The organism is Henriciella sp. (genome assembly GCF_029936995.1).
Classification (GTDB): Bacteria; Pseudomonadota; Alphaproteobacteria; order Caulobacterales; family Hyphomonadaceae; genus Henriciella.
Genome location: NZ_JAPYRE010000001.1, coordinates 630,457 through 651,419 on the forward strand (window position 1 = coordinate 630,457; position 20,963 = coordinate 651,419).

17 protein-coding genes and 1 tRNA gene are annotated in these 20,963 nt (G+C 58.4%); 13 read left to right on the forward strand and 5 right to left on the reverse strand.

Annotated features, from left to right (window positions below; all coding sequences use genetic code 11):
* Positions 1–3 precede the first annotated feature (3 nt).
* Positions 4–615 carry a phospholipid-binding protein MlaC gene (locus tag Q1K31_RS03050; protein WP_300376566.1) on the reverse strand — a complete coding sequence of 204 codons (612 nt, stop codon included), beginning with the start codon at positions 613–615 and terminating at the stop codon, positions 4–6.
* Positions 616–818: 203 nt separating this feature from the next.
* On the opposite strand from Q1K31_RS03050, the gene Q1K31_RS03055 reads away from it, so the two are divergent.
* On the forward strand, positions 819–1,832 hold the full coding sequence (locus tag Q1K31_RS03055; protein ID WP_300376568.1) for an SDR family oxidoreductase: 1,014 nt from the start codon (positions 819–821) through the stop codon (positions 1,830–1,832).
* 31 nt (positions 1,833–1,863) lie between these two features.
* On the opposite strand, the gene Q1K31_RS03060 is transcribed toward Q1K31_RS03055, so the two are convergent.
* Complete coding sequence (locus Q1K31_RS03060; RefSeq protein ID WP_300376570.1) at positions 1,864–3,558, reverse strand: class I adenylate-forming enzyme family protein; 1,695 nt, start codon at positions 3,556–3,558, stop codon at positions 1,864–1,866.
* A 227-nt stretch (positions 3,559–3,785) separates the two neighbouring features.
* On the opposite strand from Q1K31_RS03060, the gene Q1K31_RS03065 reads away from it, so the two are divergent.
* The 4 genes from Q1K31_RS03065 (at position 3,786) to Q1K31_RS03080 (ending at position 8,377) form a co-directional block, all read left to right on the forward strand.
* The gene (locus tag Q1K31_RS03065; protein ID WP_300376572.1) at positions 3,786–4,751 is read left to right on the forward strand and encodes a hypothetical protein; all 966 of its coding nucleotides are present in this window, start codon (positions 3,786–3,788) and stop codon (positions 4,749–4,751) included.
* Positions 4,752–4,904: 153 nt separating this feature from the next.
* Positions 4,905–6,902, forward strand: coding sequence for an acetyl/propionyl/methylcrotonyl-CoA carboxylase subunit alpha (locus Q1K31_RS03070; RefSeq protein WP_300376574.1), 1,998 nt, complete (start codon positions 4,905–4,907; stop codon positions 6,900–6,902).
* 64 nt (positions 6,903–6,966) lie between these two features.
* Complete coding sequence (locus Q1K31_RS03075) at positions 6,967–7,482, forward strand: DUF805 domain-containing protein (RefSeq protein ID WP_300376576.1); 516 nt, start codon at positions 6,967–6,969, stop codon at positions 7,480–7,482.
* Between the two features lie 79 nt (positions 7,483–7,561).
* Positions 7,562–8,377 (forward strand): DUF805 domain-containing protein, encoded by an 816-nt coding sequence (locus Q1K31_RS03080; protein ID WP_300376578.1) that lies wholly within the window; start codon positions 7,562–7,564, stop codon positions 8,375–8,377.
* Here the strand turns inward: Q1K31_RS03080 and lipB are convergent.
* Positions 8,365–9,066: a lipoyl(octanoyl) transferase LipB gene (gene lipB, locus Q1K31_RS03085; RefSeq protein WP_300376580.1), complete on the reverse strand. Its 702-nt coding sequence runs from the start codon at positions 9,064–9,066 to the stop codon at positions 8,365–8,367. The genes Q1K31_RS03080 and lipB overlap by 13 nt on opposite strands.
* Positions 9,067–9,149: 83 nt before the next feature.
* Here lipB and Q1K31_RS03090 point away from each other — a divergent pair.
* The 4 genes from Q1K31_RS03090 to Q1K31_RS03105 all read left to right on the forward strand — a co-directional run bounded on the left by Q1K31_RS03090 (position 9,150) and on the right by Q1K31_RS03105 (position 13,216).
* A tRNA-Leu gene (locus tag Q1K31_RS03090) sits at positions 9,150–9,234 on the forward strand.
* A gap of 66 nt (positions 9,235–9,300) precedes the next feature.
* Entirely contained in the window at positions 9,301–10,692 is a 1,392-nt protein-coding gene (gene mgtE / locus Q1K31_RS03095) for a magnesium transporter (protein ID WP_300376582.1), read from the forward strand.
* Positions 10,693–10,773: 81 nt separating this feature from the next.
* The gene (locus Q1K31_RS03100) at positions 10,774–11,991 is read left to right on the forward strand and encodes a lysozyme (RefSeq protein ID WP_300376584.1); all 1,218 of its coding nucleotides are present in this window, start codon (positions 10,774–10,776) and stop codon (positions 11,989–11,991) included.
* A gap of 52 nt (positions 11,992–12,043) precedes the next feature.
* Positions 12,044–13,216 carry an isovaleryl-CoA dehydrogenase gene (locus Q1K31_RS03105; protein WP_300376586.1) on the forward strand — a complete coding sequence of 391 codons (1,173 nt, stop codon included), beginning with the start codon at positions 12,044–12,046 and terminating at the stop codon, positions 13,214–13,216.
* Here Q1K31_RS03105 and Q1K31_RS03110 read toward each other — a convergent pair.
* Positions 13,213–15,162 carry an ATP-binding protein gene (locus tag Q1K31_RS03110; protein ID WP_300376588.1) on the reverse strand — a complete coding sequence of 650 codons (1,950 nt, stop codon included), beginning with the start codon at positions 15,160–15,162 and terminating at the stop codon, positions 13,213–13,215. The genes Q1K31_RS03105 and Q1K31_RS03110 overlap by 4 nt on opposite strands.
* Positions 15,163–15,442: 280 nt before the next feature.
* Between Q1K31_RS03110 and egtB the strand changes: the two genes are divergently transcribed.
* The 4 genes from egtB (at position 15,443) to Q1K31_RS03130 (ending at position 18,942) form a co-directional block, all read left to right on the forward strand.
* Complete coding sequence (gene egtB, locus Q1K31_RS03115) at positions 15,443–16,711, forward strand: ergothioneine biosynthesis protein EgtB (RefSeq protein WP_300376591.1); 1,269 nt, start codon at positions 15,443–15,445, stop codon at positions 16,709–16,711.
* An 8-nt stretch (positions 16,712–16,719) separates the two neighbouring features.
* Complete coding sequence (egtD, locus tag Q1K31_RS03120) at positions 16,720–17,649, forward strand: L-histidine N(alpha)-methyltransferase (protein ID WP_300376593.1); 930 nt, start codon at positions 16,720–16,722, stop codon at positions 17,647–17,649.
* 28 nt (positions 17,650–17,677) lie between these two features.
* Entirely contained in the window at positions 17,678–18,043 is a 366-nt protein-coding gene (locus tag Q1K31_RS03125) for an MmcQ/YjbR family DNA-binding protein (RefSeq protein WP_300376595.1), read from the forward strand.
* Positions 18,044–18,108: 65 nt separating this feature from the next.
* Positions 18,109–18,942, forward strand: a complete 834-nt coding sequence (locus tag Q1K31_RS03130) for an aldo/keto reductase (protein WP_300376597.1) — start codon at positions 18,109–18,111, stop codon at positions 18,940–18,942.
* A 66-nt stretch (positions 18,943–19,008) separates the two neighbouring features.
* On the opposite strand, the gene Q1K31_RS03135 is transcribed toward Q1K31_RS03130, so the two are convergent.
* Positions 19,009–20,832, reverse strand: a complete 1,824-nt coding sequence (locus Q1K31_RS03135) for a patatin-like phospholipase family protein (RefSeq protein WP_300376599.1) — start codon at positions 20,830–20,832, stop codon at positions 19,009–19,011.
* Positions 20,833–20,963: the final 131 nt, after the last annotated feature.

The following is a 20,963-nucleotide window of genomic DNA, read 5'->3' on the forward strand; positions in this document are numbered from 1 at the left end:
TGCCTAGCTCGAAATCTCATCGATCAAGGCGTCGATGTCTCCATTGTTCTGATCAAGAATTGTCTTGAACTGAGCGCGCTGTTCAATTGCGAACCAGACATCCTGGGCCTGGATGTCAACGATGGTCCATTCGCCTTGATCCATGAGACGCCAGCTGAGGGTCTGCGGATTGTTATTGTCGGAGGTTGTCACGCGGGTCGCCACAATCTTGTCGGTCTCGCCGCGTGGCGTCACCTTGACGACCTCGACCTCGGCACCCGACAGGCCGGACAGGTGTTCCTTGAGCTGGCTCTTCGCAAACACGCGGAACGCCTCGACATAGCGCGTCTTTTGATCGTCGCTCAGCTCGGCCCATTTGTTGCCGAGGGTGAATTGCGCCACACGGTCCACATCGACCAGTTCTATGATCTGGCTGGCTTCTGAATCGGAAATACTGGAATCCTCAAGTGCGCTCACTGCACGCTCGGCGGCTTCGGTAACGACCGCTGTAGCCTCTTCATCGGAAGCCTTGGCATAGGCCGCTGAAGAGAAGGCGAGCGCCATGCCGGTGGCAAGGACGCCAGCAGCAAGGTGGCTGCGCACGCGATGGAGGGGGTATTTGAAACTGGGCGTCATCTAATTCTCCTTCGTGCATTCTGCACAATCTTAAGTCTGCAACGCGTCGGGGCGTTTAGCTCATGACGCAACAGTTTAACGCGAAGCCAGTGATGAGGTTTCAGGCGGACTGCTATTATCGGGCAAGCCGCGTTCGTCATGACAATGGCAACCCGATGATCTAGGATGACTTTCCAGTGATATCCCAGCCAACGGAGCCTGCCATGACGAAAGACCTTAACCTGAGCCGCCGCCAGCTGATGCTGGGCGCAAGTGCCGCCGGTATGGCGTTCACGGCAGGGGCGGCCAGTGCCCAGTCGCAGTCTGGTGCGCAGCCGGCTGGCAATGGCCTGGCTGGCAAGTCTGTCCTGATAACCGGCACATCATCCGGTTTTGGCCGCCTGGGTGCCGAGCACTATGCCCGGCTCGGAGCGAAAGTCTTTGCCACAATGCGTAACCTGCCACGCCCCGAGGCTGATGAGCTTAAAGCGCTGGCAGAAGAAGAGGGACTGGATATCACCGTTCTGGAGATTGATATCACCTCGGATGAACAGGTCCGCACGGGGGTTGCCGCAGCCGAGAAGGCAGCTGGTGGTGCGCTGGACGTGCTCATCAACAATGCCGGCATCTCGTTTTCCGGGCCCATCGAGGTTCAGGATATGGAAGCGACGCAGCAGATTTTTGATACCAACGTCTTTGGTGCGCAACGTATGACCCGCGCCGCGCTGCCCGCCATGAGGGCAGCAGGCTCGGGGCAGATATTCAATGTTACCTCACAGCTTGGCCGCCTGATCGTGCCGGGTCTGGCGCAGTATTCACCGACGAAATTTGCCCTCGAAGCGCTGAGCGAACAGCTGGCCTATGAAGTGGTATCAAAGGGCATTGATGTGACGATCATCCAGCCAGGCGGATATCCAACTGAAATATGGGAAAACTCGGCCATCCGTTCGGCTGAGCTCAAGGAACGCACGTCCGAAGCGCTACTGTCCGCCTATCCGCAAATGACGGATGGCATGGGAGAGTCCCGCAATGGCGGTGGAAGCACCGATCCGATGGACGTTCCGCGCGCGATTGCGGAGATAATCATGATGCCGGCAGGCCAGCGTCCGCTGCGGCGCGCGGTCCACCCTGGTGCCAAACCCCAGATTCCGATCAATGAAGTGTCTGCCCAGCAGCAGATGGCGATGCTGGGCAGTTCCGGGTATGGGCCGATGCTCAAGGCGGTTCTGGACCGCTGAGTCATGGTATCGAGTAGGGGCGTAAGTTTCCTTACGCCTGCACTTGCGAAGTGAGGCGGTTGCGAAGGTCCTTCTTGAGGAACTTCCCGCTTGCATTGCGTGGCAATGCTTCGTCCATGAGCCAGAAATAACGCGGGATCTTGTGCTTCGCCATGATGGCTGCGCAATGCTCCCGCAAGGCGTCTTCAGTGAGATGTTCGCCGGGTTTCAGCACGATGGCAGCGCCGACTTCCTCACCGAGCCGGTCATCCGGAACGCCGAAGACGGAGCACTCCGCGACCGCATCATGACGGTAGAGGGCCGCCTCAACCTCGGCGCAGTAAATGTTCTCACCGCCACGCAGCACCATGTCCTTCTTGCGGTCGACAATGTAGATGAAACCGTCTTCGTCGATGCGCGCGATGTCACCGGTGTGGAGCCAGCCGTCGGTGATGGATTCTGCGGTTGCTTCCGGCCGGTTGATATACCCCTTGATGACCGAAGAGCCGCGGACCCAGAGCTCGCCGAGTTCGCCCTGCGCGACAGCCTCATCCAGCTCATTGACGCATTTGACTTCGAAATTCGGCATGGCCGGTCCCGCGCTGTCGGGCCTGTCGACATAAAAGTCCGCGCCGATGGACGTAATGATGCCGCAGGTCTCCGTCATGCCGTAGCCCGTATTGGGGCGGGCTGTGGAGACCTTGGCCTCGATCGACTGGACAAGATCAGGAGGCACCTGGGCCCCACCGCCACCGAGCGTTGTCAGGCTGGAAGTGTCTGTCGTTGCGAAATCGGGATGGTTGATGACTTCACGGGCCATGACAGGCACGCCGCTCATGCTGGTAACGCCTTCCCTCTCGATCAGGCGCAGCGCCTCGCCTGCATCCCATTTGTACATCAAAACCATGGTGCCGCCCGCGGCGGTCACGGCATAGGCGCCACAGTTGTTGGCTGTGACATGGAAGAGCGGTGTCGTGATAAGGCCGACAGGGACCGGGGGCGGATCAGGTATCTCTTCACCCGTCGCCCAATGAGTGGCGAGCCCGGCTGAAGCGCGGGCATAAAGCATGTTCATGAGGTTGGCGACACAGCCGCGATGGGTGAGCTGTGCGCCTTTTGGAAAGCCGGTGGTGCCTGAGGTATAGAAAATGCAGGCATCTGAGTCCGGATCGACCGTGACATCCGGCATACTGCCGCCGTGAGCGACGACCTCATTCCACGCCACAACGCCGGACGGCGTATCGCTGAGCCTGACGCCGACAAGGGTCATCCCGGAGGCCATGTCCGGGCGCTCCTGCAGGCGAGCGAGGCGCTCCTGATCGAGGATCAGGACTTTCGGTGCGGAGTCTTGTAGCGCGTACGCCATCTCTTCGGCGGTCCACCAGGCATTCATGCCAACGATTGTCACGCCGATAGACGCGCCGGCCCAGTAGGCCAGCATCCATTCGGGATAATTGCGCATGGAAATGGCCACGCGGTCGCCGGGCTTTACGCCCTGTGCAATCAGCCATGATGCGACAGCATTCACGTGTTCATGAGCTTGAGCGTAGGTGAGGCGCTCATCATGATAGACGAGATAGTCACGGTCTGAGAACTCCAGCGTGGAAAGCCAGAACTCGCGGATACTCGGTGGGGCATTCTTGTAGCTAAGGATATCATTGCCCAGGATATTTTCCCGGACGATTTCAAAATCACCCCCGGGTCCGGTCAGTTCCTTGTATGCCTTTGATAGCTCGGCGTAATGCATGCTTCTCCCCGTATATCTTTTACTAGTGAACTATACACACCGCCACGACTCCGCAAACAACCGACGCAGGGGAAAGCATGATTTCGTGAACGCAGTTTAATGGCTGCGGGCCATCACAGGATGGGGTATTTGACCGGGTGACAGAGCCTTTGTCAGGGATAACCCTCTGGAAACGGATTTGTGGGACTGCAGAATAAGGTTTTTTGTATTCGGTCCCAGGGGAAGCCATGGACAACGAAATGCAGCTCCTCATGGCGCGGATCGCCCACCTAGGTGCGATTGGAGAAGCCGAGGCGCGACGGATCGTCAATGAAATCTACAATGATGGCATTGTAAGCCGCGAAGAAGCCGAGGCGGTTTTCAGGCTGAACGACCAGCTGGCGGATCGTGATCCGGCCTGGGTGGAGCGGTTCATCATTGCTATAGGCGATTTCCTGCTGAACAAGCAGCCTGCACCCGGCTGGGTTGGCGAGGAAGATGCGGACTGGCTGATTGGCATGATTGGCCGTGAGGACAATGAGGTCAGCGATAGCGAGCTTGATCTGATGCTGTCTGTCCTGCGCCGGGCAGAAGGCGCGCCCATGAGGCTGTCACGCTTCTGCCTGCAGGCTGTCTCCAGACGCATCATGGATGAGGGCGCGGCCTCCGAAGAGATGACAGAGCGTATGCGCCGCATCCTCTATGCACCGGCCGGGGAAGCATCCCTATGGGTCAGCCGCCATGAAGCCAGTGTCCTGTTTGGCACGAATGACGCAATCGCGCGGGCGGCGAATGCAGCAAGCTGGAACAACCTGTTTGCGAAGGCTGTATTGAATCACCTGATTGCTGCCGCCCATCCTGATCCAGGCAGCGAATCTGACGCTCTCAACCGTCAGGCATGGCTGAAGGACAAGAAAACGAACGTAAGCGGGTTCCTGTCGAGTATGGCCGGGTCCTTCACCAGTGGCAGCTGGTTCGACAAGGTCAGCCGGGATCACGATGCGGCAATGCGGGCGAGAGAAATGGCGAAAGAAGCTGCTTCACGAGCCGGTAGCCAGATTACACAGAATGAAAAGAACTGGTTTCTGCGCCGGCTTGGCTGGGACAAGTCTGTCAGCCCGGCCGAGCGGAAACTTGTCGATCTCCTGAATACAGAAGTGCCCGGATTTGCCCACGGACTACTGGAAGCGACGCAGCCAATGAAGGCGGCCTGATCCTGTTTTCTTGTGGGCCTTCAGGGAAAAGCTCGACGCACCGCGTGTGAAGTTTATGCGGTAGCTGACGCGAGGTTAGGCGATGGACACGCCGTCGAGCGGGCTATAAGCCACTCCTGATCGTATCTGTAGCTGCTATTTCAGGGGGCAGTCATGTTCAACAAAATCCTGATCGCTAACCGCGGTGAGATCGCCGTTCGCGTCATCAAGACGTGCAAGCGTATGGGTATCAAAACTGTTGTGGTGTATTCCGATGCCGATGCAGGCTCGATGGCTGTGGAGATGGCTGACGAAGCCGTCCATATCGGCCCGCCACAAGCGTCCGAATCCTATCTGGTCATGGACAAGATCGTCGATGCTGTGAAGCAGACGGGGGCGGAAGCCGTTCACCCCGGCTTCGGTTTTCTCTCGGAGAACCCGGAATTCGCCAAGCGGCTGGACAAGGAAGGCATTACCTTCATCGGGCCGAACGCACATGCCATTGAGGCGATGGGCGACAAGATCAGTTCGAAGAATCTTGCTGCCGAAGCTGGTGTCAGCACTGTGCCGGGTCATATGGGCCTGATCGAGGATACCAAGGAAGCTGTGAAAGTCTCCGGCGAGATCGGCTACCCGGTGATGATCAAGGCGTCCGCCGGCGGTGGCGGCAAGGGTATCCGCGTTGCCTATAACGACAAGGAAGTCGAGGAAGGCTTCCCGGCGGTGAAGGCGGAAGCCAAGGCCTCCTTCGGGGATGACCGGATCTTCATCGAGAAGTTCATTGAAGCCCCGCGGCATGTCGAGATCCAGGTCATGGGCGACAAGCATGGCAACTGCATCTACCTGTTCGAGCGCGAATGCTCGATCCAGCGGCGGAACCAAAAGGTCATCGAGGAAGCGCCGAGCCCGCTGCTCGATGAGGCGACCCGCAAGAAGATGGGCGAGCAGGCAGTCGCACTGGCCAAGGCGGTCGACTATGACAGCGCCGGCACGGTGGAATTCGTCGCTAGTGGCAAGGACAAGAGCTTCTACTTCCTCGAAATGAACACCCGCCTCCAGGTGGAGCACCCGGTCACCGAGATGATTACCGGCGTCGACCTGGTCGAACAGATGCTGCGTGTCGCCTATGGTGAGAAGCTGGCGATCGGGCAGGGCGACCTGAAGATCAATGGCTGGGCCATTGAGAGCCGCGTTTACGCCGAAGACCCGTACCGCAAGTTCCTGCCGTCCATCGGGCGGCTGAAACGCTTCAATCCGCCGGAAGAGGGTCCGCTGAACGGTGGCACCGTCCGCATGGACTCAGGCGTGCGGGAAGGCGACGAGATCTCGATGTATTACGATCCGATGATCGCCAAGCTCGTCACGCACGGCAAGACCCGTGACGAGGCACTCGACGTGCAGGCTGCCGCACTGGACCGTTTCCACATCGAGGGTATCCAGGACAATATTCCCTTCGTCGCCGCGGTCATGGATGAAGCCCGCTTCCGCTCCGGCGACCTGACAACCGGCTATATCAAGGATGTCTTCCCGCACGGCTTTGAAGGAACCGAGCCGACCGCACACCAGACCCTGCTGCTAACCACGGCAGCTGCCTATGTGCATGGCGTTTTCGCCCGCCGGGCCGAAAAGATTTCCGGCCGCATGAGCGAACCCGGTGAACAACGTAACGACTGGGTCGTCATTCTCGGCGATGCGCATCACGAGGTAGACCTCGAGCTTGGCGAAGGCGAAGCGACGATCCGCATAGACGGGACCGGCCATAAGCTGGTGACGGGCTGGCGTCCGGGCACGCATCTCTTCGAGGGTGAACTGGATGGTGAGCCCTTCGCCGTGAAATTTGCCGATCGCACGGAAGGCTATGTCTTCCGTCACCGGGGTGTCTCGGTGCGTGCACTGGTTTGCACACCGCTGACGGCAACGCTTCATGCACGCCTGCCGGAGAAGCCGAAGCCGGACATGTCGAAGCTCGTCATCTCTCCGATGCCGGGACTTGTCGTCTCGGTCGATGTCGAAGTTGGCCAACAGGTCGAGGAGGGCGAAGCTGTCTGCATCGTCGAAGCGATGAAGATGCAGAACATCATTCGCGCCGAGGCGACGGGTACGGTCAAAGCCATCAATGTCGGCGATGGCGACAGTGTCGCTGCTGACGAAGTGATGGTGGAGTTCGAATAGTCTTTACGGCTCGGGCCCGATCTGCTCAGAGAAGATAGGTCACGCTTTGAACCGGAAGGGCAGTATGGGTAATCTCCTCTTCAATCCGCAGGGACGGATACAGAAGAACCGTTTCTGGCAGGGGCTCGTGCTGCTGACGGTGGCGTCCGTGATCGCCACGGCGTTGCCGGTCTATCTCGGCTCGATCTTTGGCCTGGCCAGCTTGCTGCTGATCTACCCCTATATCTGCGTCTATGTGAAACGCTTTCATGATGCAGGCACGACGGGATGGTGGGTCATCGCCGTCTGGCTTGGGGCCGTCGTCCTTGAAATTATCGAAGGCATGATTCTCGGTCCCCTTTTCATGGGAGAAGAGGGGCGGGCAATCCAGGAAGAGGCGGCTGAACGCTTTTCGAGGGGCGAGTTCGACGTTTTCATGCAGGCGCAGGAAAGATTGGCAGAGATCATGCTGCCTCTGTCGATCCTGACAACGGTGGTCAATGCCGTCATTCTCGGCTTTATCGTCGGTTCGCTGGCGACCGAACCGCGAACCAACAAGCACGGCCCTGTGCCCGGTTCGGAGCATGACGAGTTCAGCTGACATTTTTCTTATCGTTTATTGATAAATAAGAAAAAGCGCGTATAACCGTTTTTCGATAAGAACGATAAGGCGCACCCGGATGTCAGATACGTCTCAGGCTCTCGACCCAAAACGGCCATGGATTACAGATGAACGCGAGCTGCCGTCGCGTATGAACTGGGTGCGGACCCTGCTCGATCCGACAGGCGAATCTCCGCAGCTGCATTTTACCCGGGCCTGGACGCTGCTCTTCATGTTGCAGCTCCTGATTATCCTCCTTCCGTTTGTCCTTGCGCTGATACTCAACCTGGCCGGCGGGAATGGAAAACCTGTCGGCGCGTTTGGCGTCTATGCCACGCCCGTCGTCTTTCTTGTCACGACGCTGATGTCGTACGTGATACATTCACGTCGCCTGAATGATGCCGGCAAACCCCAGCTTCTGGCTGTCATTCCACTTGTGCCGCTTGTGCTTGCAGCAGGCATTTTCGTCATGACGGCCCAGAGCCAGTCGGCCCAGTATGACAAGCGCTATGAGACGCGCCAGGAATACCTGGCCGATCCGGATGCTTTCCGGGCCAAGCAGCGCGCAGAACGGGAAAAGGCCCAGGAAGAGGCTGAAAAGCGTGCGGCAGAAGCAGAAGCCAGTGGTGAGGCCGGTGAAGCCGGAGAGGCGCAGCAGGCGCAGGGGCGTGGAAGGCGGGGCGGCCCTGATGGCGGTCCGGGCAATCTGGACCAGCCCATGGATGCCAAGGCGCCCACGGTTCTGAAGGCTTCATTGCCCGTAATCCAGAATACCATAATCCCGCTTAGCGGCCTGATCGCGATATGGAGCCTGCTGTGGGTGGCGCGTGTCCCATATTTCGGCCGCCGTAATGAACAGGAAGCCGGTGAGCAGAGGCGGCCCTACGAGACCTGATCTGAGAGGGGCGCTTTCGTCTCGACAAGCTCCGACAGGAAAACCTGCCTGAACGCTGTCTTCAGCGCCTGATCGGCATCATCCATTATGACGGGCAGGCCGAGGTCGACGAGACTGGTGACACCAAGCCCGTCCTCTGAAATGCCGCAGGGGGTGATGCCGGTGAAATGGCTCAGGTCCGGCTCGACGTTCAGGCTGATGCCATGGAAGCTGACCCATCGTTTGAGACGCAGGCCGATAGCCGCGATCTTGTCCTCGCGCACCGGGCCGCCGGGTTGGGTCCGGTCGACCCATACGCCGACGCGGCCATCCCTGACTTCGCCCGTCACGTTAAATTCAGCCAGTGCAGCGATGATCCAGCTTTCGAGTTTGGCGACGAAGTCGCGTACATCGCGTCCGCGCTGGCCAACATCGAGCATGACATAGGCGACGCGCTGGCCGGGGCCATGATAGGTGTACTGGCCACCACGGCCGGCCTCATGAACGGGAAACCGGGCCGCATCCCTGAGGTCTTCAGGCCGGGCGCTCGTGCCAGCGGTATAAAGTGGCGGGTGTTCCAGCAGCCACACCAGCTCCGGTGCGCCAGACTCGCGGATATCGCGGACCCGGCGCTGCATGAAAGCGAGCGCATCCTGATAATCCACGGGTGAGGGGCTTACAGCCCACTGGACGGGAGAAAAATCTGCCATTTGACGCATATAGAGGTGCAAGGAGGGCTTCACAAAGGCTTCCTACGCACTTATACCGCGCTCTTCTTCCCATACGGGACTTTGCGGTCGTGGCGGAACTGGTAGACGCGCAACGTTGAGGTCGTTGTGGAGCAATCCGTGGAGGTTCGAGTCCTCTCGACCGCACCATCCCGGGGGAAGATATGGCAGGGGGACAGGCTGACTGACTGTCCTGCAGGATAGGAGGTCCACCCCATGTCCGAGCTGTCCAGCCCCCAGGCCGAAGAATCACCCGATGAGGCAGTGAGCGAGAAATATCTCGCCCTCGAGCAGGATGTCCGCGAGGCCGTCTGGGATGATGACAAGCGCTGGCTTTCCCGCACGCTGAAGCGTTTGCATCCGGCGGATGCTGCCGACCTTCTGGAACAGCTCTCCACTGACGATTTTTCCGATGCCGTTGCGCTGCTCGGCGAGGACCTGTCGACCGAGATCATTATCGAACTGCGCGACGAGTATCGCGAGGATGCTGTCGAAGCATTGCCTGACGCGACCGTGGCAGCCGTTCTCGGCGAGCTCGATTCCGATGATGTGACGACCATCCTTGAGGACCTCGAGGAAGAGCGGCGCGAAGAGATCCTGAAAAAACTGGCTCCGGCCGACCGGGCCTCCTTCGAGCAGGGGCTCGCCTTTGACGAGGAAACGGCTGGCCGGCTCATGCAGCGGGAGTATTTTGCTGCGCCTGAGCTCTGGACAGTTGGCCATGCGATCGATCACGCACGCGATAATGCCGAGGAGCTGCCAGCGGAATTCTATGCCGTGTATGTCATTGACCCGACCCACCACCTGAAGGGGCAGGTGCCGCTGGCCACATTGCTGCGCACGCCGCGTGACGTGATGCTGTCCGACATCATGGAGGATATCCAGTCCGACATTCGCGGAGACATGGACCAGGAAGAGGCGGCCTATCAGTTCCAGAAATACTCACTGGCGTCGGCGCCCGTCACGGATGGTGATGGACGCCTCATGGGTATGCTGACCGTCGATGATGTTGTTGACGTCATACAGGAAGAAAACACCGAAGACCTGCTCGCTCTTTCCGGCGTGAATTCCGCTGAAGGTACCGATACTGTGCTGGATTCCGTCAAGGCACGCGCCCCCTGGCTGGCGGTCAATCTGGTCACGGCGTTCATAGCCTCCGGCATCATTTCAATTTTCGAGGGTACGATTGAGCAGGTCGTGCAGCTTGCGATCCTGATGCCTGTTGTTGCCGCACTCGGGGGCAATGCGGGCAGTCAGGGGCTGGCGGTAGCTGTCCGCGCGATCGCTGAGCGCGAGATGGATGGCGATGCCAGCCGGCGAGCCATTATCCGCGAGACACTGACGGGGATCGCGAATGGTGTGATCTTCGCGGTCGGGGTTGCTGCGATCGCCGGTTTCTGGTTCAGCAGCGTTGCCCTGGCCGTTACGATAGGGGTTGCAATGTTCGCGACCTTTGTGTGGGCTGGATTTTCGGGTGTTATCGTACCGATAACGCTGCGCCGCGTCGGGGCTGACCCGGCTGTCGCATCCTCGGTTTTCGTGCTGACCCTGACAGACATAATGGCGTTCTTCAGCTTCCTCGGCCTGGCGTCCATAACTCTGCTCTAGGCTCGGCTTCTCACCGTCAGGCGTGCATTTTGCACGACCGGCCTATCGAAGAGTGCTGATTGTATCGGTTTGGAGCAACACATGGAGTCTGGGCTGCGAACATCAGAGGCCGGTCTTACGCTGATCAGGGCATATGAAGGTTTCAGGCCTCATTCCTCACGGCTGCCTGACGGCCGCTGGGTCATCGGTTATGGGCATGTGCGCGCGGCCCGCGAAGGCCTCAAGGTCAGCCAGGTGGAAGCTTCGACCATCCTTCGTGAGTTCGACCTTCCGCCTATCGAGCAGGGTTTGCGCGACATGGTGCTGGTTGCCCTGAACCAGAATGAATTCGACGCGCTCGTCTCCTTTATTTTCAATATCGGTCTCGAACAGTTCGCAGGGTCTGATGTCCTGGCTTTCCTGAACGCGGGTGACCGCATGTCAGCTGCCCGCGCCATCGAGCGTTGGCGCAATGCAAGGGTCGGGCCCCGCACCATGGTTGTTGATCCGCTTGTGCGTCGGCGCGCCGATGAGAAGTCGCTCTTCCTGAAAACGAAAGGCAGTGTCCCTCTGGCGTCGTCCAGCCGCTTCAGGCCATTGCCGGATGCTGAGCCGGTCGCGCCGCTTGCAGGCACACAGAATTTCGTGGTCAGCGAAGGTGGTAATATCAGCCCTGAACAGACCAGGCCGGCTGACCAGGGCGACGAGACAGCGCCAGAAGCTGCTGCCCGAACGGTCAAGGAACGGCTTACCCGGATACTGGGAGAGCAGGAACCCGGAGATGAAGACGCGCCTGAAGGGCTCGGTGAGGCGAATGAGGCATCTGTCGAAGACGGATCGCAGGAAGCAAGCGTCGAGGAAATCCGGACAGCCATTTCGGCACTGGTTTCCGATGACGATGAAGCTGATGATGAAAAGATCGGGAAAACCGGACCTGGCGGGATCGACTTCCTTCAGGATGAGGCCGATGAAAACCTGAACCTGCGCCCCGGTCATCTTGAGGTTTCAGAGGCTGGGAAAACGCAGCACAAGGATGGCCTCTACATAGATGATATAGATGACGGCTCGGCCTCTCTGCGGCCCGGAAAAGAAGGCAAGCGTGAAGGCCCGCTGGAAATATTCGTCCTGTCGCTGATTGCCATGATGGGAGCCAGCCTCATCGCTTTCGGCGGTATAATGAACTTTGGCTGGCTCGGGATCGAGATGCCGGTTGCCGGGTCGGTTCCGTCCTATACACCTCTGGTCTTGATCCTTGTGGGCGGTCTGATCTTCGTGATGATGGTTTATTATCTCATCAAGGCGCTTGTGCGCAGCGGCTAGCCAATGAACCTATCGGATTGGCAAGTGGGGCAGGACCAGCTACACCCTGTGCATGATCCCGAACACATATCCCACGCTGAACTTTGACCTTGGTGAAACTGCGGAGATGATCCGCGATACCGTGCAAAGTTTTGCCGCCGACAATATCGCCCCGATTGCCGCCGAAATCGACAAGACGGACGTCTTCCCACGCTATCTCCTGCCAAAGATGGGCGAACTTGGCCTTCTTGGTATCACTGTCGAGGAAGAGTGGGGTGGTACCGGGCTTGGCTATCTTGAGCACGTCGTTGCGATGGAAGAAATTTCCCGTGCTTCGGCTTCTGTCGGCCTGTCCTATGGCGCGCATTCCAATCTTTGCGTCAACCAGCTTCGCCGCTGGGGCAGCGAGGACCAGAAGAAGCGCTACCTCGAAAAGTTGATCACCGGCGAGCACCTTGGCGGCCTGGCCATGTCGGAGAGCGGTGCGGGCTCCGATGTCGTCTCGATGAAACTCAAGGCCGAGAAAAAGGGTGACCGCTACATTCTCAATGGCTCGAAGATGTGGATCACGAATTCACCCGACGCCGATACGCTGATCGTCTACGCCAAGACGGAGCCGGAGAAGAAATCACGCGGCATAACCGCTTTCATCATCGAGCGTGGCATGAAGGGCTTCTCGGTTGCACAAAAGCTCGACAAACTTGGTATGCGCGGCTCTGAGACGGGCGAACTCGTTTTCGAGGATTGCGAAGTTCCTGAAGAAAACATCATGGGCCCGCTGAACGGCGGTGTCGAGGTGTTGATGAGCGGGCTTGATTACGAGCGCGCGGTACTTTCGGCAGGGCCTACGGGTATCATGCAGGCCTGTATGGATGTCGTGCTGCCCTATATTCATGACCGCAAGCAGTTCGGCCAGTCCATCGGCGAGTTCCAGCTCGTGCAGGGCAAACTTGCCGACATGTATGTCCAGATGAACGCTGCCAAGGCCTATGTCTACACAGTTGCGAAAGCCTGTGACCGGGGCGAGACTGCACGCAAGGATGCGGCCGGTGCAATCCTCTATGCGGCGGAAACGGCCACCAAGCTGGCCCTTGACGCGATCCAGCTGCTCGGTGGCAATGGCTATATCAACGAGTATGCCACAGGCCGTTTGCTGCGCGACGCCAAGCTCTACGAAATCGGGGCAGGTACAAGTGAAATCCGCCGCTGGCTGATCGGGCGCGAACTGTTCGGAGAGACATCCTAGCCGGTCGCGCGTACCTCTTCATCAGATGTAACGCTGAGAACCTGTCCCATGGTGGAAATCAGCTCGCGTTCCTCAATCGGTTTGGAGACATAGCCGTCAAAGCCCATGCCGAGAAAACGTTCGCGGTCTCCCTGCATGGAGTCTGCGGTGAGCGCGATGACAGGGACGATGCGATTGAGGCTATCGGACATGCGCAGGCGGCGGAAGGCTTCCATCCCGTCGAGACCGGGCATGTGTATGTCCATCAGCACGATATCGAGCGGTTCCTGCTTCAGAAGCTCCAGGGCCTCATTACCGTCCCCAGCTTCCGATACCTCGATTCCATACTGCTCCAGGAAGGTTCTCGCGACACGGACATTGATGGCGTTGTCGTCAACGACAAGTGCCCGTGTCCCTGAGAGACCCGAGCGCTGGTGACGTGGCTTCGCCTTGGCCGGGCGGTGTTGAAGGATTTGTGCCGGCCCGCATGTGGCGGCCTGGAATTTCAGTGTGAAGACCGAACCCCGGCCGGGTTCACTTACGGCTGTGACATCGCCGCCCATCATCCGGGCAAGTTTGCGGGTAATTGCAAGGCCAAGGCCGGTGCCGCCAAACTTGCGGCTTGTGGAGCCATCCTCCTGGGCAAAGCTATCGAAGATTCGTTCAATCTTGTCCGGCGCAATCCCACAGCCTGAATCTGAAACGTGCATGGTGAGCGTCGCTTCGCTTTCGGTGGAAGGATCGCATGTCACCACGATCATGACTTCACCTTGTTCGGTGAACTTGATCGCATTGGAAACAAGGTTGCCAATGCACTGGCGCACGCGAACGGGGTCGAATTCAAGCCTGGAGGGGACTGACGGGTCTATGTGCAGGCTGAGCTTGATGCCTTTTTCTTCTGCGACTGCCTCATGCAGCTTGAACAGGCCGCTCAGCTTGTGGCGCAGATCGCTCTCAACGGGCGAGACTTCGAGTTTGCCGGATTCGATCTTGGAGAGATCCAGAATGTCGTTGAGCAGGACCATCAGGGCCTTGCCGGAATCGAGAATGATGGAAACCTGCTCGGCCTGGGATTCTGTGAGCTTCTCGTGCGAGAGCGTCTGCGCCATCCCGAGAACACCGTTGAGAGGTGTACGGATTTCATGGCTCATATTGGCCAGGAATTCAGACTTGAGCCGTGTCGCCTGCTCGGCGCGATGCAAGGCATCGGTCAGTTCGTGTGCCTTGCGGCGTTCTTCCCGAACATCCTGAATGTGCATGATGTAGACTGGCTCTGCGGCATCGGGAAGATAGGCATTATTGAGCGCGATCGAGACGCGGATACGTTCGCCTGAAAGTGAGAGTATCTCACCATCGGAGATATGCTGGATGATCTGCCCGCTTGCCAGCTTGCGCTGGAGTTCCTCGCTGCGGACGGCCTGACCGGGGCCCATCAGCGTATCGGCATGCTTGCCCATCACATCTTCGGGCTTGTGGCCGGTCAGTTTCGAGAGGGCGTCATTGATGTAGAGAAGACTTCCCTCATGGTTCGCAATGGCGATGCCATGCAGCGCATGATCGCAGGCCAGCCTGAGCAGTTCGGCGCGGTTGGCTGCCTCGTCACGCTCCTTGGCAATGTCGGTGATCTCGTGAGAACAGCAGAGCACCCCACGTTCGGTTGGCAGCAATGTCGTCTTCATGACCTTGCTGAGCATCTTCGCGCCGCGACCCTGTCCGGTTGTCAGGGTGCCGGGCTGTCCGGTCTCGATTACCTTGATCACTGCATTGCACATTTCCGAGCCGCGATAGGCGGGATCGAATTCAAAGATGCGCATGCCAACGATACTGCCCCCTTCAGGCAGGATCGACTCGTTCATGAGCTGGTTTGCATCAGTCCATTCCAGGTCGATAATTTGACCGGCCTCATCCCGGACAGGAACTGTTTCACAGACAATGATTGGAAGTCGGTCGAAGAGACTGGCATCCATGGTAAATTTCCCCCGGCCTGTAGCAAGAATTACAGGACTGTTACGAAAGAAACTTAATGCCGTGTTGAAATAATGAGGATGGGCTGCCTTTGATTATCAGGAGGCCGAATAACTGACCGTGAATTAATCGCGATAAATTGGAACCGGGACGCTTTTGCGTAACTATTAACTACGGGGCGCGTTCAGCAGGCCTTGTCAGACAGGTGTTACGTGACACCTTCATGCATATATGTAGGGTTGCGGCATCGATGCTTCATGCAGCCCGCGAAAGGAGCGGCCAATGTCAGAGGCGTTAAACCGGACCGAGCCTGTCACCCCTGAAAGCCTGATACGGCGATTTGATGAGATCAGATCCCGTTCGCTGGACCTCGCCAGCGACCTTTCGGATGCGGATGCGACAGTCCAGTCGATGGAGGATGCCAGTCCGGCGAAATGGCACCTGGCACACGTAACCTGGTTTTTCGAACGGTTCATCCTGAAGCCGAATGTCGATGGATACCGCGGCTTCGATGACGATTATGATTACCTCTTCAACTCCTATTATGATGCCGTCGGCGAACGTCATCCGCGGCCGTGCCGGGGACTGTTGAGCCGTCCGGCACTGGAAGAAGTGCTGGCATATCGCACGCACGTCGACGCCGCGATGCGCAGCCTGCTCTCTGGCGATGTCAGTGAGAGAGTGTCGGAGCTGGTGACGCTCGGCCTGCATCATGAGGAGCAACATCAGGAACTTTTCCTGACGGATATACTCCACCTGTTCGCCCAGAACCCGCTTAAGCCTGCCTTTCGTGCACCTGAGCCCCGCCTGATGAAGGCTGCGAGCGCAGAGATGTGCTGGCACCGCTTCGAGGGCGGTCTGCTGGGAATCGGCCATGATGGCGAAGGCTTTGCCTTTGATTGTGAAGAACCGCGTCACAAGCGTTGGATCGAGCCCTTCGAGCTGGCCAGTCGCGCTGTCACAAACGCAGACTGGATCCAGTTTATCGAAGATGGGGGCTATGAAGACCCTGCCTACTGGCTTTCGGATGGTTGGGCTGTCTGCGTAAGTGAAGGCTGGCACTGTCCCCTTTACTGGAAGCAGGGCGAGGGGGAGTGGTGGACTATGACCTTGCGTGGCTGGCAGCCTGTCGACCGGGAAGCGCCGGTTTGCCATGTTAGTTATTATGAAGCCGATGCATATGCGAGCTGGGCCGGGGCGCGCCTTCCAGACGAAGCGGAGTGGGAGATTGCTGCCAGCAACACCTCCCTTGCCGGAAACGATGCCGGGACGGGCAGGCTAAGCCCGGCACCTCAGACAGGCGATGGCCTGCTTGGCTTGTTCGGTGATGTCTGGGAATGGACGCGGAGCGCTTACGCTCCATATCCGGGCTTCGCGGCAGCTGAGGGCGCTGTCGGGGAGTATAATGGCAAGTTCATGAGCGGTCAGTATGTCCTGCGCGGAGGCTCCTGTGTCACACCGCGCGGCCATGTTCGAGCTACATACCGCAACTTCTTCCACCCGGAAAAGCGCTGGCAGTTTGCCGGTCTCAGACTGGCGAGAGACGCGTAATGGATGGAATGAACACAGATCCCTTCCGCGCGGATGTGCTGGACGGGCTTTCGTACCCTCAGAAATCGTTGCCGAGCCGCTGGCTTTATGACGCCGAAGGGTCACGTCTGTTCGACAGGATTACAGAGCTGCCGGAATATTACCCGACGCGCACAGAACTGAAGATATTGCGTTCACGCGCGAGCGAGATGGCCTCGGCCATAGGCCCGCAAAGCGTCGTCATAGAGTATGGGGCCGGTTCTCTGCTAAAGGTCCGTATTCTTCTTGACGCGCTGGACAGGCCGGAAGCCTTTGTGCCTGTCGATATTTCAGCAAGCCACCTCCACACAGCGGCGGATGAACTGAAAGCTGACTATCCGAAGCTGCAGATCCATCCGGTTGCTGCAGATTTCATGGCCTCGAACCTTGGCGAGGCGCTACCTCAAGCGGCCGGTCGCCGGGCGGGTTTCTTTCCAGGTTCCACGGTCGGCAACCTCCTCGACGCTGACATTCTCCGCTTTCTTTCCAATGCCCGGTCCGATCTTGGCGATGGAAGCTGCTTCATTGTCGGGCTCGACCAGCCCAAGTCACCGGATGTGCTCCTTCCGGCCTATGATGATGCACAAGGCGTGACGGCTGCGTTCAATCTGAACCTGCTCAAACGGATCAACAGGGAACTTGGCGGAAATTTCGATCTGGATGCCTTTGCCCATGAGGCCCGCTGGAACGCGGCAGAAAGCCGGATAGAGATGCATCTGAGGAGCCTCAAACCGCAGTCTGCTACGGTCGCAGGAGAGCGTTTCCGGTTTGCCGAAGGGGAAACGATCCACACGGAGAATTCCCGCAAGATCGGGCTGGACGCTTTTGGTGAGCTTGCCGAAAAAGCTGGCTGGCGACTGGACCGGACATGGATGGATGACGATAATCTCTTCGCTGTCATGATGCTGGAAGCGGTCTGAGTTCATGGATCGTGGCAGGAGGGGGTAAATGACTCTTGCAGAATACAATGAGTTTTGCGCCAGGCTTGCGCACACCACGCATGTCGTTCAGTGGGGTGGCAGTCATGTCTGGAAGATTGGCGGCAAGGTTTTCGCCATCGGCGGGGATGGTGGGCCTGAAGGGTTTCGTGTAAGTTTCAAGGTCTCAGAACTGGCGTTCGATATTCTGCGCGAGCAGGCCGGTTGCCGGGGCGCGCCCCACTTGGCGTCGCGTGGCATGAAATGGATCCAGCGCTTTTCCGAAGAGACCATGGATGATGCTGCGCTGAAAGATTACCTGCGTGAGAGTTACCGTCTTGTTTCACTTGGCCTGACCAAGAAGCTTCAGAAAGAGCTTGGGTTAAATCAGTCCTGATCGGTGGGTCGGGGAACACCGCATCCTTCGGGCCGTTTTGTAACCAGCAAGAAGGAGCCCAGACGATGACCCTGACAACGAAGCATTTTGGTGTCGATATCCCGGTAATCGGTTTCGGAACATGGAAGCTCAAAGACGAGACGGCCCAGATGTGTGTGGCGAAAGCCATTGAGGCGGGCTACAGGATGATCGACACTGCGCAGGCCTATGAAAATGAAAAGCATGTCGGTCGTGGGATCCGCGACGCGCAACTGCCGCGTGAAGACCTCTGGGTCACTACGAAAGTCTGGATGTCTGAATTCAAGCAGGGAGACCTGCAGGCATCAATTGACCAGAGCCTCGACCGGATGGGCCTCGACCAGCTCGATCTCGTCCTGCTGCACTGGCCGAACAGGGATGTTCCGCTTGAGGAGACACTGGACGCGCTCAATGATGCTCACGCCAAAGGTATGACGAAGCACATTGGGGTATCAAACTTTACGACGTCACAGATGGCGGATGCGGTAAAGCTGTCCAAGGCTCCCATCATCACCAATCAGGTCGAATATCACCCCTTCATAGACCAGACCCCTGTGCTCGAAGCGGCTCATTCACTGGGAATGTCTATCACGGCGTTTTCACCGTTGGCTCAAGGCAAGGTGTTCGATGAGCCGGTACTCAAGGAAATCGGCGAGAAATATGGAAAATCGGCGGCTCAGGTCGCTGTGCGCTGGTTTGCGCAGCAACCGGGTATCATCACCATTCCGCGTTCATCTTCACCGGACCACCTGGCTGCGAATAATGACATTCACGACTTCGAACTTACGCCGCAGGAAATGGGTCGCATTACATCTCTAAAGGCGAATAATCAGCGGCTGATCGACCCGAGCTGGGCGCCGAACTGGGATAATGCGGCGTGACCCACGACAATGGGCGGTGCTTTCGCGCAGCAACGCGACCCGCGAACGGAATCTTAGCCTGTGCCCTTATTCCATGGGGTCGACCGTAACTGTGGGAACTTCCGTTTTCGGGCCGTAGCAGAACTTATGCAGCTCTCCCGAAGCAAGGGCTTTCTGGGCAGCATCATATCCAGCCTTGACGGCATCCTCATAGGCTTCCCAGTCCCGCAATTCGATGTCGCGAAGCTCCGGCACGACAAGGACATCGACCAGCTCGCGGCCCGCAGACGGATTAACGCTGATTGTGGCAGACCGCATCAACAGGCCGGCAATCGGAGGCGCGGAAGAAAAGCCATGCTTGAACACCCAGCCGAAGAATCCCGGCGGGTTGGTGAAGTCCTCTGCCTTCAGGCCCTCGGGGGCACGGGAGACGTCTGATCCGACAACAACGCCGCGATGAAGTTCACGCATTACGTTGGTGGGAAAATTGTTCAGGACAGCGCCATCCACGAGTACTTCGCCTTCATAGACCACAGGCGGCAGGATACCGGGCAGGGATATCGTCGCACGCAGGGCTTCGCGCATGAGCCCCCGCCTGTGAACGCGGTAAGTGCCATCTGTCAGGTTCGTGGAGACGGCGAAGAATGGAATGTCGAGATCACCGATCTCCGCATCTCCAAAATGTTCGCGTAACCGTGTGTTGACGCGCTTACCCCGAACAAGGCCGACGACGGGCAACACATAGTCGCTCAAGGGGTTGGATGAGACAAATGCTTTGCGGATACGTGCGTCTATTTCATCATCATTCCATCCCATGGCGACACACGCGGCCACAACGGCGCCCATGGAAGAACCGCCCGCAAAGTCGATCGGTATGCCGGCCTCACGCAAGGCCCGGACGACCCCGATATGAGCATAGGCGCGGGCACCGCCGCCGGACAGCACGAGACCGACTGAGCGGCCAGCCATCACACGGGCCAGCCTGTCGCAGGACGCGCCCTCCATACCCTCCCAGTGAAACAAGCGCGCTGCTCCTGCTGCGTCTTTCCATTCGACAGGTTTGGCCGCCTGCCGCTCGCCGCTGTGATGCAGCAGGACGACATCAATGAGCTTGAGTGACCGGGCCGGAGAATCGTCTTCCGGCATGAGTGGGATCGACGGGCGGGCATCTGCCCGGCCGACCACCCATATCCGGTCAGCCTGACGCACTGACAACCTGTACCAGGAGGTATCCCCGATCGAGGAGATCAGGATGACAACGTCATTATCCGCCTCGAGCTTATCGAAGAAGCCGCCTGTCTGGTCTGTGCCTTCAACCTCATCGATTATCCGCGACTTGACGCCCAGCTTGTCGAGCGATGCCTTGAGGGAATTTGCACGTAGCCTGAGGTCGATGGTCGGGGAGGTCGCGACCATCGCAAAGACTTTCGGCGCGTTGCGTTTGTTGGGTTTGCGCCCTTCTCGCAAGCGGGTCAGCATGAGCCGGACCATCGCGGTCAGAATTTCCGGTTCTGCCTTTATCAGACGATCAAACCCAGCCCTCGAAATTTCCAGGATTTCGGCATCGCGCAGGGCGTAGACGGAGCTGGTGTGCGGGGCATTGTCGGGGGCGCCGTCGCCATCTGCATCGATCGTGCCTTCGAACAGGGCCATCTCGCCAACAGGTTCGCCAGCCCGTATGTGACCGATGAAGTCGCTGCGCCCATCCCCCATTTTCTGGAAGGCGCCAAGTGACCCGGACAGGACAAAATAGATCGAGGTAGAAATATCGCCGGCCTTGAACAGTTCCCAGCCTGCCGGCAGCGAAAACCAGTTCGCCTCCCGCCCGGCGGCACGCAGGGCACGCTTGGGCACATCTTCAAGAAAAGGGATGGTCTTGAGCGTGGGTGTGATGTTCAGACTCATGGCCATGAATGTGTTCACTGCCGAGCGATCTGAAAAGGATTTTCTGTCTTTTCACCGCCAAGATGGCATCATCGTTCAGGATTTGACGGCGACCGGAGGGATGACAATGCCTGCATGCGGCGATAGTTCTGCAACAA